Genomic DNA, 13317 nt, shown 5'->3' with positions numbered 1-13317 from the left:
CCGACTAAGAACCGGACATCGCAACAGGCGTGATCAGCACCACGATCACTTCCTTGGTGGCGCTGGCGTTCATGCCGCCGCCGAAGAGAATATTCTTGGGCGTACCGACGCCGCGATAATCGACATTCTCATCGGCTTGTTCAAAACCGCTGATGACCAAGGTTTCGTTCGACTTCATCGATACCCGTTGCAGGAAATTGCGGGTATCGACCTCGGGCATCTGGATCTTGCTGCCGTTGCTTTCGATCTGGCGTATGGTGCGCAAGGTCGAGATATCGGTAGAGAACTGCAGCATCACGGTGCCGTTGGTAAGGATATGCGGCAAGATGCTCATGTTGAAACCTGCTGTCACCACGCCCGGGATCAATGTGGTAGTGGTGCCAACCTGGGCTACGATGGAGGTTTGCGAAGACTGCAGGTAAGACGTCTGCCTGGCCACTTGCACCGGCACCGGCTGGTTGTTCAAGGTCACTACCGAAGCCGTGGTTTTCTGCCGCACCTTGCCTTGCTCGGACAAAGCATTGATCAGCGCTGTGGTGCCCGAGAATTTGGAGCTGCCAAGAATGCCGGCGGTAAAACCAACCACGCTGCTGCTGACCGGAGCGAAACTGTTGGTGATGCCGAATTTCCGGTTCAAGCTGTTGTAAACCACATTCCAGTTGATGCCATATTCATCGGTATCCAACAGGCTGACCGACAGCACCGTAACGTTGATCGCGATCTGCCGCGCCAGCGCCTTGTTTTCCCCCTCAATGTAAGTCGCAATGCGATCGAGAGAATCAGGCGTATCCACCACGGTGATAGCGCCCGTCGCAGGAGACGCCAGCACTTTGCCATACGGCGAGAGCATCACCTTGATGGCGCTTTCGATACCGGTATAGACCGACAACTTCGACGCTACCCCGGTATTTTGAGAGTTGTTTGCCGAGACCACGCTGCCTCCGCTGCTGGCGCCTCCGCCGCCACCGCTGCCGCCGCCCGAAACGCCGCCCGTGGAACTGGCGCCGCTGGTAACGCTGGCGGTGAAAGTGGAGTCGCCTGGAATCGCGCTGATTTGGAAATTACGCGAATCGGTATGGAAAAAATGGATCACGCCATCGACATATTTCCAAGACACGCCGAAGCGCGCCGCCGAGGTATCCAGCAATCCTTTGAGGGGGCCGTTGGCGTAACTGATGCGCACGCCGTTTGCCACATCGCTGAACACCGGCAAGCCTTGAGAAGCGCTATTGGCGCTGGCCCCGGCTGAACGTGATTGCGGCGAGTTCGGCCCACCGTCGCCTGGCAAGCCCGGCGGCAACGCAGGCATGCTGCCGGCCATGCCCGATTGAGGGCCAGCCAGAAGATTCGACCTGGTATGGAAGGCGGCGCTGGATACCGCCAGTGCATCGGCGCTGACCTTGCTTGGAATTCCCGACCGCAAGGTGATTCTTTCCGCCAGTTCCGACAGCGAATTGACGGTGCGATCGAAGGTCGTGGCTTCGTAAAAAACCGGCGGCAATGCGGGTTGTCCCAGCTTGACGATATTTTTTCCGAGCCAGATGCCCGATTCATGCGTGACCAGCGGAGCCGAAGGCATTACCGCCCCCGGTGCGGTATGTCCAACCTCTTTCACCAGGCTGCTGACCTGAACATTGTGCTGGTCGACAGCAGTTTCGATGCGATTCGATAAGGGAGTGCAACCGCCTGCCAGCAATAGCACGGCAATCAGGGCCGATAGTCTGATGGACATTATTCCCCTCCTTTCGCCGTGATGCGCAGTACTTTGTTTCCTTGATAGAAAATCGCCTTCATTGGAATCTCGGCGGTTTCCATGCTCTTGGCGACGGTGCTGACAGCCTCTTCAAAACTGCCTGGCACCGCAGTCCGGGCTTCCACCGCGTAATCGACCGGCAATTCCCATAACAACTGCCAGCCGGCAGTTGCCGCCCAACGCGCCAGAGCGGCGTTCAGGGTTTTGTCGGAGACGACGATTTCCCATACCGGAGCAACCGGCGCGGCAGGGGCGCGCGCTGTCGAGGCCGCGCCGTCGGCAGTAGCGGCGGCGGCAGCCGTGGCTTTGGACGCCGCTGCAGAGCGTCCGGCAGAGGTCGACGAAGCTCTCTTTGTGGTGGTCTTTTCGGTGTCGAGTCTGGCCAGCACGATGGTATCGTCGGCATCGCTCCTGGCCGTGGCGGCGCTGTTGTCGAAACTCAGTATGGGGTCGCCGCAATCGTCGCCGAAGGGACTGCCGCTGGCGTAAAAATCGAAACCCGAACTAGCCATGCCGAAGCCCTGTCCGCTTGGAAATTCGATGCTGGCAGGACTCGCCGTCGGTGCCGGGTTGGCGGCATGAGAGTTCAGGCACAAAAAATAGAGCGATGGAACAAGTACGTGAGCAGCCGTGCGCATGCTTCTGCCCAGAATGGATGTGAGATGCATAACCTAACCCTTCTTTGCCGCGTAGTCGAAAATCAATGAGCGTTACCCACCGTGCAGAAGAGACAAATGTCTTGCCGCCTGCATCGTTTGCATGCCGGCTTCTGATTCATCCCGGGTGGAACGCTGACGAAAATGCCTTGCCAAGCTTTGACTGATTTTTCACTTTCCACATCAGAACCACCTTGCCATTCTTCCCACTGCGCTTTACGAATCGCGCATTCGCATGGTCAAAGTCACGACAAAAAAAACTTCTCTTCAATCGTGTTTCGTTCTGTGTCTGCTTCTTTCGATATCGAAGAATCTGTGACCGATAGTAACCAACAGTTCCAAAAATATTTCTCAAAAAATATAACCAAGACGGTAAGAAAATATAATCGCGTCGATAAAAAAAATTGTCCATGCCACGCTGCGGGGCGTAATTTGTGCTGCAGATGTTTTTTTTATTCGAACGTGCGCACGCAAATCCTGCGCTGTTCATTGCAGTTCGACGGCCACCCGCCGCCAGCAACAGTCAGGCAACGGCGAGGCAACAGTTACGCGTCAGTATGGGAGCTTGTTTTGCAGTGCCGTGGCGGTAACGCGGAACCTGGATGGTCACCGTGCACGGACTTATATCGAACTGAATCCTCGCGGTTTCTCGCACTTTGTTCTGGGCCGCAGCGGCAGCCGCAGTCCGCCGCCCAGCGATACTGCCGGTGCTTTCGAGACCTCGGGCTCGGATGCGGGTGGCACGGCTGCCTCCAGCGGCAGTTTGACCGCAGTTGCCCCGCTGCCGCCTGCAATCGCCGCGGTCGCTTTAGCTCCGGACGGCTGCGGTGCAGTGCCGGGCGACGGTGAAGATGATGATGGCGGCGATGCTGGCGGTGTAGATGGTGGCGTCCTTTCTTCGCCCGCCGTGGCATGCGCCCTGGCCTTGGCTTTCGATACCGGAGCAGCATCTACGCCGACCGTACCCGATATGCGCGGCGTGATCAGGAACAAGCGTTCGCGCGTGCTGTGCGATTGCGACTCACTGCGAAACAGGCCGCCGACCACCGGCAGATCGCCCAGCAGCGGCACTTTTTGCCGGTCCTTGGTCAGCGACTCCTGGCGATAGCCGCCGATCATCAGCGTTTGCTGGGTATCGATGATGGCCTGGGTGCTGATGGTCGAGCGGGTAACGCTGGCAGCGATGGTGCCGCTATTGTTGTTGTTCGAAGCCGAACCGTTATTGCCGGGACTGTCGATCGAGCCGTCTTCGATATCCACTTCCAGCCGCACGCGGGTAGCGCCGCCGTCGTGGATAATCCGCGGAATCACCCGCAGCATGGTACCAGCCGTAATATCCGACATATCGGCCACCCTCTCGCCGATCAGGGAGACATAGGCGCTCCGGCTCAGATCGAGCACCGCCGCCACATTGTCCAGGGTCAGCACGGTAGGCGTGGCCAGGATCCGTGCTTCGCCGTTGGATTCCATGGCCTTCAGCCGGGCATAAAATCGCGCCGCATTGCTGATCAGCAGGGTCGCGCCAGGCAAGGGCAGATCGATGCCTTGCGACACTTGGGTGCTGCTGTTGATCACGGCGTTGACGGCGCCCGCACGCACGCCCCACTCGACGCCCATGTCGGATAATTTGCTGCGATCGATATCGACAATCAATGCTTCGATTTCAATCTGCTGCGGCTGCACGTCTAACTCCGCAATCAGGGCGGCGTACATGTCGTGCTTTTTTACATCGTCGTAAATCATGATGGCGTTGAGGCCCGGATCAGCCTCTATGCGGGGACGGACGTCGCCCTCGCCTTTGTCGCGCGATGAGCGTGCGCCATCGTCCGCATCCTCGCCGCCGGCTTGTACCAGTGGATTCTTGCCTGATGCGGAAGGTGCCGAAAATAGCGGCACAAAACGCTCGCTGGCGACTTCACGCGCGGCGCCTCTTTCATTTTTTGCTGTTCTCGAGCGTTTGTGGCTATCGGCATCGAACTGGGTTGGCGCACCCGATAGCTTTTCATGCGTTTGCGCTCCGAACAGCAAATTGCTGAGGATGGTCTTGATGCCCGGTATGGTTTCGGATTTGCCGCGTGAGTTGATCACCCGGTCCATGGCGGTCGCATATTTGAGCCGGAACACCATGATCTGCCGCCCTTTTTTTGCGGTCTTTTTTTCGTTCGGCAAAAGTATGTCGCGCGCCAGATTGACATAGGAACGCGGGCCGCCGACGATCACCACTCCCTCGTCCGGCAATTCGCCCCAGCCGAAACGATCGTCGAAAAGACCGAGGCCGATCAGCGCTGCCTTGGCGTCCTGCACTGCATCCTCGCCCACTTCCAGCCGGATCGAGGTATTGTCGTCACGCGGCACGACATGCAAAATATCGTTATAGACAAACCAGCGGAATTTATAGGGTTGCGCCAGGCGATTCAGGAAATCGCTGCCGTTGTCCGCCTTCAGGCGCCCCTGCATCACGCGATCGACATCGATCTCGACCGCTAACCGTACCCCATAGGTGCGGCCGAACTCGTCGAGGACGCTGCGCAAGGTCATGCCGCTGGCGTTGATCGAAAAGCCGGTGTCCTTCCAGCTCGCCGGAACCGCCGCCTGCAGCGTGCTGCCCCATGACAGCAGGAGCAGGAGCACGAACGCGAGCAGCGCGGCCATGCCCCAGGATTTGGTCAGCTGCGGGAGTTTCATCTGTAGCTTCCTGAAAACAGTTTTCGAATCCGTTCTTCGCCACGTTTCGACAGATCGTCCTGCTCGACGCCGGGCTGGGGCTGGGTTAGCGCAGCGCGCCACATGCTGGCCTGGTTCAAGATATTTTCCAAGGCTTCGGCGGCCTCGTCCCAGGTACTGACCGCGGGCAGCCATTGCGCCAGCAACAGCGCCTGATCGTCCATCGATACTGCCAGCCCGGCGTCAAATTCGAGGGCGCTCTGGAAACCTGTCCTGAGCGCCTCCGCCAGCTGCACCCCGGTGTAGTTGCGGAACAGGCAGACACTTAGCTCTGCCCCTAGGGCGTGCAGCTTCAGACAGACCGATTCGCCGTCGATATCGACCGGCTCGCCGACCGCCAGGGTTTGCAGCCATTCATCGAGGTCGTGGTTAGCCATGACTGCTACTTGGTTTCGTTCAATACGGTTTTCAGGGGTTTTTGCAGCAGGCTGAATTGCGCCGTCATGGCGCTATGGGTGACCGACTGCTTCTGCAGCAAGTCCATGAAGGCTTTCGGGTCTGGCATTTCGCCGTCCGTCTGACGCCGGTTGAAGTCATTGATCTGCTGGCCGATATCTTCGAATTTCTGATTCAGATGGCGCAAATTCTGCAATACGGGATTGTGATTGTCAGACATGATTCTTCCCTCTCTCGGTTAGCTGCGGCGTCGCCATAGCATTCTCAGATATGTGGCATCGAGAGGGGAATCAGTTCGCCGCGGCTGCAACTTTATTGAGGCGCAGTCGTTGCCACGGGCGTTTGCAGTGCTTCTGGTTGCAGTGCTTCTGGTTTCTCTGCTTCCTCCTGCAAGTGTGGCGGCGATGTTTCCGTGACCTGCGTAAGAGCCGATTTCAGCGCTGCGGCTGCCAGCCCGAATTCGGCGCGCCATTCGCCGTTGCTGGCCTCCAGCTTGCAGGCGCCGCGGGCCAGCGATGGGTCGGCCTTGAGTTCCCAGGCGGTTTGCGGAACCAGGTCGAAATCGTCCGGGTGCACCCATAGCAGCGGCGTCAGCAGTTTGGGCGGTGCTTCGAACTGCAGACGCCGTAGCACCGCTGCGACTTGCTCGCGCGGGGTGGCGGCCATTACCAGGCGCTCGAACAATTGCTGCGCCAGATCGATCACCAGGCCTTGCGCCCGCTCCAGCAGGGTGGCGTGGGCCGCGTTCAAGGTCGCCAATAACTGCGTGGCTTGCGCCGCTACCTGCTCTTGCGCGGTGTGCACCGCAAGCTGGGCCTCGGCCCGGGCTGCTTGCAGCATTGCCTGCTGTTCCACCTGCGCCTGCTGCAACAGATGAGCCGCCACTTTGCCGGCATCCGATGTGACCAGCAAGGCGCTGGCGCGCAACACACCGTGTTCGGCGCGCAGATGGCTGTCCGGAACCAGCCTGGCGGTGCAAAATCCCGTCATGGAAAACTCACTTTCTACAGAGGAAAAGATCTACGCGGCCATCTGGAATTCGGCGTTTTTACGCGCCAATACACGATCGCGGCAATGCGTCCAGCAGCGCCGTGCACGCGCTGACGCTGAGAGCTCTGCGCCAGCTCCGCTCACGCTGGTTTCCAGCGCAGTGTCTACCGCAACAACCGTAGCGGGCGACAGCAGCAGGCGCAGACGCGGCCACACGCCCGGAAACGCCGGCTCAAGCCAACCCGCCAATTCCAGCAGTCCTCTGATCTCAATCCCCTTGACGGCGGCAGGCGCCGGCTGTGCCTGGGCCTTAAGCGGTTGCGTCATCGCAATGCTCATGCACCAACGGCGATCGGCCAGGGCAAGTTGGGCTAGCATGGACTGCTCCGCTTCGCGCGCGACGATCAGGCCGCCAAATAATGCAGCGGCAGCCAACAGATCCGGCCCTTGGGTGGTTGCAGCGACATGCCATGCAGCGTCGAAACCGGCCTGAAAATCTGCGGCCACGCCGGCTTGCGCACACCATAAGCGGTAGCCGTCATGTTGTCCGACCCGGTCAGTCGCGGCCGGCAAGTGGCCCGGCTCGGGCGCCGCATAAGTCCACGGCGCAAACCACCAATCGAGAAAGAAATCAGGCAGCATCGGCGTTGCGGGAGCTGAGCTTTTGGGCGCCATCAGCTGGCTCCGCCGGAGGCGGCTGGCGGCAGCTTGCCGGGATTGGGCGGCTTGCGTGAACGCTGGCTTAGCCAGTGCGCCACCATCGAATTTCGCTGCGCCAGCGTGAACAGAAAAAATCCGGCGCCGCTCAAGGCCAGCAAGGTGATCGCCATCAGGGTCAGCGACAGGGAACCCGCAGAAGCTGCTTCCACCTTGAACGGCCCGACCGTAGTCCATTCGATCCCGGGACGTTGCGCTTCTCCCGGCACCATCACGACCGACACTTTGTTACGGCCGTCGTCGCCGGACAGCCCAGGAATGCTGGACGCCACCAGCCTGCGTATGCGCGGCAGGATGGCGTCTTCGTCCAGCGGCGGACGATACTTGACAAACACCGCCGCCGACGACGGCTGGATCGGTTCGCCAGGCGCGATGCGCTCCGGCAGTACCACATGCACCCGCGCCGAAATCACATTATCAAACTGCTGCAGCGTCGATTCCAGCTCTTCCGACAAACCGTGAATGTAACGAATGCGTTCTTCCATCGGCGTCGAAATCATGCCTTGCTTCTTGAATACTTCACCCAGGTTCGACAGGCTCCGGCGCGGCAAGCCAGCCGCATTCATCGCCTCGGTGGCGCGTGAGATATCGTCATCCCTGACGATCAGGGTGACACCTTCCTTGCCCTTCTGCTTTTCGACGCCGATGCCCTGGCGATTCAGCACCAGGACAATTTCGTTGGCGTCGGCGTCGCTCAGGGCTGCTTGCAGCGTTACCACTTTAGTGCATGCGCACAAGGCGACCAGCAGGCAGCAGATGCACAGCCAGGAAATCGCGTTGCCGATACGCCGTCGATTCATCGCGGCCCGCATAAGCGGGCTTGAAAGCAGGTTTTGCATGGAGTCAATCTCGCGTTATTCATTGATTAATCACTGATTAATCACTGATTAATCACTGCAACTTGGTCAGGGAATCGACGGAAGAAGCCGCTTTCGATACGGTTTTTGAAATTGTCTGGACCCGGATCTGATAGTCGTTCAAGGCCATCATGGCCCGCATCAGCTGCATCGAATCGCCGCTGCGGGTGGCCTGCTCCAGCAGTTTTGAAACATATTGCTGATCCTTCTTTACGTCTGCCGCCAGATTGGTCGCGCGCCCTGCAATCACCTTTCCTAGCGATGCGTTATCGGCACTGCCGGCCGGTGCCCCCTTTTGCATATGACGCTCCAGCGCTGCACGGAACTGCGCGCCATCGGCCGGTTCGACCGACTGTATTTCCAGTGAAAACTGGCCTTTTTGTTGTACTCCGCCGGCAGGAATGCCGGCGGCGATCGAAGTTACTGAATTCACGTTTACTCCCGGTCATGGAAATGCGATTTAAGCGTAACAATTGATTCGTAAGGACAAAATGCTTGATGCTAGGTGGCAGCGCCAGCCGATCCGGTTCCAAACCGGATCGGCTGGCACGTCAATACAAGGATTCATGCAGATGAACGCAATATTCGCCGCCGCAACCGAATTCCGACGAAGGATCGCAAAATCCGTCAGCGCCGCAACGCCGTCCGCATTCGGCGCGCGACGACGGCCGCAAGGAAGGCAGGCTGCGGGGTTTTTCTGGCGCGGCGCGCCGCAATGGCGGCGTGGCGGTGATCGCGATCATGGCCAGATGGTGCGCACGATCACCGCTGCCAATGATGGTTTCATCGCCTGACGTGGAATTCCCGCCACTGTCGAGCGACAGCAACAGGGCGTTGGAGGAAGCCGCCGAGCGATGTCTTGCATGGCTGGCGGTAAGCGGCGTCAACACCTCGTCGGTCATCGCCACGATGACTTCCGCCGCCGCAACGATGCATTCATCCTGCCCTATGCAGGCATCGGGCAGCGCCGGCTTTTCGCTGCCGGCCTGCCCTCTGTTTTTCGGCTGCATGGCGGCCTTGGGTTGCCGCCGCTCTGCCTGGGGCGCGCCGGACTGTTCCGCCAAGGCGATATCTGCTGTTTTCATCTGCTGTCCACGGTTAGTCAACGGTTACGGCGCCTGGCCGGCCGGCGGCTCACCGCAGATTTCCAGCGCCACCTCCTTGCCGGTCTGATGCGATGCGATCAGCTCCTGCACTACCGCGTAGACATGGGCTACCGCTTCATAACTCGATTTCGGCACCACCGTATCCGGCTTGCAGGTGGCGTACAGAGTGCGCGCCAGCCATACGTGGCGGATCACCGGAATGCCGCACTCCCGGGCGCGCTTGATCATCGCCTGCGCCACCTCGTCCTTACCTTTGGCCAATACCAGCGGCACCATGGTTTCGGCGGCATCGTAGAACATCGCCACCGCGAAGTGGGTGGGATTGACCACCAGCGCATTGGCGTCCTCGGTTCTGGCGACCGGCGATTCGTTGGCCCATTGCCGCGCCAGCCTTTTGCGCTGGCCCTTGACCATGGGATCGCCTTCCGACTCTTTGTGCTCGCGCTTGATTTCTTCCATATCCATCATCAGGTCTTTTTTGTGGAAATGCTTTTGTATGGCGAAATCGACAATTCCCAGGCACAGGCAAACTATCACGATGGTATGGAATATCGCCCGCACCAGCTCGATGAAGGCGTGGTAAGCATCTTTCGGCTCACCGCCTGCGAGCTGGACAATCACCGGCAGCTGATTGCGGACCAGCAGATAGACAATCCATCCGATCAGGCTCGCCTTGCCGACGGTAATCAATAACTCGATCAGCTTTTTCATCGAAAACATTTGCTTGATGCCGTTTACCGGATTCAGCTTGTCGAATTTCGGCGTGATCGATTCGGTGGAGACCAGCACCCCGAACTGCCCCCAGTGGGCCGCCACGGCGACTACGATGCAGATCACGAAACAGACGCAAAATACGATCAGCAGCAAGCTGCCGACAGCCATCAGCATTTGCATCATGGCCGGCATGAAATCATGGCCGACGCTGGCGATACTGAAATTCATCAGATGTTGAATCGCATCGCGCCACAGCGGCTCCGAGGCGAATGCGGCTTCCGCCACCGCCACCAGCGTTGCCAGTTTTGCCAGATCCTTGCTGACCGCAATCTGGCCCTTTTTCTTGGCGTCTTCAATCTTCTTGCTGGTGGGTTCTTCGTTCTTTTCTTCACTCATGCCAGCCTCATGTCCCGGCTCTCAACAAGCTGGCGGCAAGATCGAGCAAGTGGGAAAAATCGCCGGCGATGTAATGCGAGAAGGTCGGCCAGTACACCAGCAATATCAGCAGCCCGGTCAGGCTTTTTACCGGCGAAGAGGCAAACGAAACCTGTAAATTCGAAGCGAAAACGCCGACGATGGCGAACCCGAATTCGATCAGGATCAAGGGAATGATGACCGGCGCGCCATACACAACGATATGCCAGAACAATTCGCCGAAACGCTTGATCAGGATATCGAAGTGGCCTGCTTCGAAAGGCGGCATCAGCGTAAAGGAAGGCCAGACACCGTAGCTCTCGATGAGAATCCGCGCCAGCGCCGAAAACAAGCCAGCCTGGACCATGACCAGCACCACCGCCTGGATCAGCATAGCGCCGACGGCGCTGGCGTCGCGGTCGACGCTGGCGTTATTGGCCTGGATCTGGATCGGCGAACGCTGGCTGTCGAGAATCGATCCTATCGATTGCGCCACCCACAACGGGATCGACATCATGACGCCAAGCATCAAGCCGATGATCGCCTCCTTGAAAATCAGCATGCCCGACAACATGAGTCCGGGCGCCGTCTCTTGCACGAAATAAAACGTCGGCAACGCAGCTGGCAAAGCAATTGCCATGGCGGCTGCATTTTTGGCGGCGCCGGTCATGACATTGAGGCCGAAACCCGGCAAGATCACCAGGCACACCAGGACTCGCGGCGTCACCAAGGCGATCGTCACCAGGACGATCTGAATATCTAACAGGAGAGAGGATGGCATCGCTAGTTTCGGAAAAGGGATTTCAACGACCGACGTCGGGCACCATGAGCAGCGCCAGATCGACCAGATGGATCAGCTCGACGCCGATCCAGCGTCCCATCGCCGCCAGAGTGACCGCGACCGCGACCAGCTTGACCACGTAAGGCAGAGTCTGGTCCTGGATCTGCGTCACGGCCTGTATCAGGGAGACCACCAGGCCGCACATGGTGGCGACGATCAGCGGCGGCGCCGACAGCATGACGGCCATCCACAGGCCTTGTTGGAAAAAATTCAGCGTATCAGCCATTGCCGCAGCTCCAGGTTAAACAATCGAACGGCGCCGAAGGCCCGTAATGCTCGTCTGTCAGATGTAAGACATTGCCAGAGCATTGAGCAACTTGCCCCATCCGCTGACCAGGGTAAACAACAGCAACTTCAACGGTATGGTGATGGTCTGCGGACTGACCTGCTGCATGCCGAGCGCCATCAGCAGATTGGAAATCAGCAGATCGATCACCACGAACGGGATATAGATCAGGAAACCGATCTCGTATCCCGATTGCAATTCGGATACCACAAACGCCGGTATCAATATCAGGGCGTCGCTGGAGTGCGCATCGCGGGCGGCGTCCTTCGGCCACAGTTTTTTTGCCGAAGCAAGAAACAGTTCACGCTGTTCCGGACGGCTGAACTTCAACATGAAAGTGCGCAACGGTTCAAACGCATCCTGCGCCTTGGCCAACAGCGGCAAGGTGCGGGCGTTGCCAGCATTGCCGGCATTGCCCGCATTACTGGTACTGACCTCCTGGCTCATCGCGCGCTTGCCGATTTCCTGCACCGTAGGCGCCATGATGAAGACACTCAGCGCCAGCGCTATGCCGTAGATCGCCAGCGTCGGCGGCACCTGCTGGACGCCGATGGCGTTGCGCAGCACCAGCAGCACCAGCGAAATCTTCAGGAACGAAGTGGTTGTCACTACCATTAATGGCACCAGCGACAGCATCGCCAGCATGACGGAAAATGAAACCACATCGTATTGGCTGCTTAGCATGTACTACCCCAATGCGTGATACGTATGCCCAATACGCCATCGACATCGACCGCCTCGCCGCGGCCCAGCGTGCGGCCCGAGCAGACAATCGCAAGCGACGCCGCCGAGCCGTCTTTGACAGAGAGAATCGCCTGCGGCCCCAGCGCGCGCAGCTCGGCCAGCGTAATGCTGATCTTGCCCAATTCGAATCTCAACGTCAGCGGCAGCGCATCGAGTTGATCGATCACGGCCGGCTGGGCATCGACGTTTTCGTCTAATTCTTCTGCTTCCAATTTATTCTCCAAGGCGATGATTTCCAATGAACCGGGAGCCTGGCAACGGACCTGAAACTGCCTGTCGCCGAGCCGCACCGAGCCCTTGCCGTCACACGTAAAATTCGGGCTGTCTGGCAATACAATGTCGCCGGCGGCAAGTCTGCGCACGGCAAATGCCGGCAGCCGATGGCGCGCCAGCAACAGCGTGGTTTCGACCACCAAATCCCTGCATGCAGAAGGCGTCGCCCGCCGCTGCGACCATTCAGCGCCGGATAAAATCTCCAGCCAGGTCGCAGCCGGCGCCCGTGCATGGGTGCTCAAGCTGTGGCGAGCTCCGTGCAAACCGAGCCGCAATAGCGCGACATCGCTGCCGTCAATCCGGGCCACAGGCACCATCCGATCCATAGCGGCCAAGGGCGTAGCGGCCAGGCGGCCGACAGCCGCTGCCTGCAACCATTCGCGGGTATCGCCGGCGGCCGCATCCAGATCGATACCGGTCAGGGCGCGTATCCAGCGCACGCCGTCAGCGATTTCCAACATCCCCGATGGGCCGGCCAGCATCACCGGCTGCGGCCATGCGGCGTCTGGCTCCTCGCTCAGATGGATACTGAATTCGGCGTCCAGCAGCGGCAGCCGTAGTTGCAAGCCGCGCCCGATCATGCGGCTCAAGCTGGCTTGCGCGGCGCTGACGCTGTCTCTGCTCAATAGCAGTTGCCTGACGTCGGAATCGGCAGCCGCCAGGGTGGCCAGACCCGCTGTGTCAGAATCAAGAGCTCGATGCACTAGGGTTGCGGTATCTGGCATGGTCGCTGGTTCTGCTCATTCTGATCTGGCGTTGACAGGAATATCAGGGTTGTCAGGGTTAGGTTGCGGCCCGGACAGTTCTCTCACAAAGTTTGACTTCTGCTGCGCTTGCAGGCCTGAA

General features: G+C 59.1%; 15 protein-coding genes. All 15 read right to left on the bottom strand.

What is annotated here, in order from left to right; translation table 11 throughout:
- Positions 1 to 4: 4 nt before the first annotated feature.
- Complete coding sequence (gene pilN, locus VNZ60_RS11870; RefSeq protein WP_325659350.1) at positions 5 to 1732, bottom strand: PilN family type IVB pilus formation outer membrane protein; 1728 nt, start codon at positions 1730 to 1732, stop codon at positions 5 to 7.
- Positions 1732 to 2421: a toxin co-regulated pilus biosynthesis Q family protein gene (locus tag VNZ60_RS11865; RefSeq protein ID WP_325659348.1), complete on the bottom strand. Its 690-nt coding sequence runs from the start codon at positions 2419 to 2421 to the stop codon at positions 1732 to 1734. The genes pilN and VNZ60_RS11865 overlap by 1 nt, the downstream gene beginning before the upstream one ends.
- Before the next feature lie 609 nt (positions 2422 to 3030).
- Positions 3031 to 5094, bottom strand: a complete 2064-nt coding sequence (gene sctC, locus VNZ60_RS11860; RefSeq protein WP_325659346.1) for a type III secretion system outer membrane ring subunit SctC — start codon at positions 5092 to 5094, stop codon at positions 3031 to 3033.
- Complete coding sequence (locus VNZ60_RS11855) at positions 5091 to 5510, bottom strand: hypothetical protein (protein ID WP_325659344.1); 420 nt, start codon at positions 5508 to 5510, stop codon at positions 5091 to 5093. The genes sctC and VNZ60_RS11855 overlap by 4 nt, the downstream gene beginning before the upstream one ends.
- A 5-nt stretch (positions 5511 to 5515) precedes the next feature.
- Positions 5516 to 5749, bottom strand: a complete 234-nt coding sequence (locus tag VNZ60_RS11850) for a hypothetical protein (protein ID WP_325659342.1) — start codon at positions 5747 to 5749, stop codon at positions 5516 to 5518.
- 92 nt (positions 5750 to 5841) lie between these two features.
- On the bottom strand, positions 5842 to 6519 hold the full coding sequence (locus tag VNZ60_RS11845; RefSeq protein WP_325659340.1) for a FliH/SctL family protein: 678 nt from the start codon (positions 6517 to 6519) through the stop codon (positions 5842 to 5844).
- A 30-nt stretch (positions 6520 to 6549) separates the two neighbouring features.
- Positions 6550 to 7194 carry a hypothetical protein gene (locus tag VNZ60_RS11840; RefSeq protein WP_325659338.1) on the bottom strand — a complete coding sequence of 215 codons (645 nt, stop codon included), beginning with the start codon at positions 7192 to 7194 and terminating at the stop codon, positions 6550 to 6552.
- Positions 7194 to 8036, bottom strand: a complete 843-nt coding sequence (gene sctJ / locus VNZ60_RS11835) for a type III secretion system inner membrane ring lipoprotein SctJ (RefSeq protein WP_325659336.1) — start codon at positions 8034 to 8036, stop codon at positions 7194 to 7196. Before sctJ ends, VNZ60_RS11840 begins: the two co-directional genes overlap by 1 nt.
- Before the next feature lie 91 nt (positions 8037 to 8127).
- Positions 8128 to 8526, bottom strand: a complete 399-nt coding sequence (locus VNZ60_RS11830) for an EscI/YscI/HrpB family type III secretion system inner rod protein (RefSeq protein WP_325659335.1) — start codon at positions 8524 to 8526, stop codon at positions 8128 to 8130.
- 118 nt (positions 8527 to 8644) lie between these two features.
- The gene (locus VNZ60_RS11825; RefSeq protein ID WP_325659334.1) at positions 8645 to 9178 is read right to left on the bottom strand and encodes a hypothetical protein; all 534 of its coding nucleotides are present in this window, start codon (positions 9176 to 9178) and stop codon (positions 8645 to 8647) included.
- A gap of 24 nt (positions 9179 to 9202) precedes the next feature.
- The gene (sctU, locus tag VNZ60_RS11820; RefSeq protein WP_325659332.1) at positions 9203 to 10309 is read right to left on the bottom strand and encodes a type III secretion system export apparatus subunit SctU; all 1107 of its coding nucleotides are present in this window, start codon (positions 10307 to 10309) and stop codon (positions 9203 to 9205) included.
- 7 nt (positions 10310 to 10316) lie between these two features.
- The gene (gene sctT / locus VNZ60_RS11815; protein WP_325659330.1) at positions 10317 to 11108 is read right to left on the bottom strand and encodes a type III secretion system export apparatus subunit SctT; all 792 of its coding nucleotides are present in this window, start codon (positions 11106 to 11108) and stop codon (positions 10317 to 10319) included.
- Between the two features lie 22 nt (positions 11109 to 11130).
- The gene (sctS, locus tag VNZ60_RS11810; protein WP_325659328.1) at positions 11131 to 11394 is read right to left on the bottom strand and encodes a type III secretion system export apparatus subunit SctS; all 264 of its coding nucleotides are present in this window, start codon (positions 11392 to 11394) and stop codon (positions 11131 to 11133) included.
- 57 nt (positions 11395 to 11451) lie between these two features.
- Positions 11452 to 12138, bottom strand: coding sequence for a type III secretion system export apparatus subunit SctR (gene sctR / locus VNZ60_RS11805; RefSeq protein WP_325659327.1), 687 nt, complete (start codon positions 12136 to 12138; stop codon positions 11452 to 11454).
- The gene (gene sctQ / locus VNZ60_RS11800) at positions 12132 to 13196 is read right to left on the bottom strand and encodes a type III secretion system cytoplasmic ring protein SctQ (RefSeq protein WP_325659326.1); all 1065 of its coding nucleotides are present in this window, start codon (positions 13194 to 13196) and stop codon (positions 12132 to 12134) included. Before sctQ ends, sctR begins: the two co-directional genes overlap by 7 nt.
- Between the last annotated feature and the right edge of the window lie 121 nt (positions 13197 to 13317).

This window comes from Collimonas sp. (assembly GCF_035566375.1).
GTDB lineage: Bacteria > Pseudomonadota > Gammaproteobacteria > Burkholderiales > Burkholderiaceae_D > Collimonas.
Note: the sequence above shows the minus strand (reverse complement) of the source record. Positions and strands in the feature narration are given on the sequence as shown.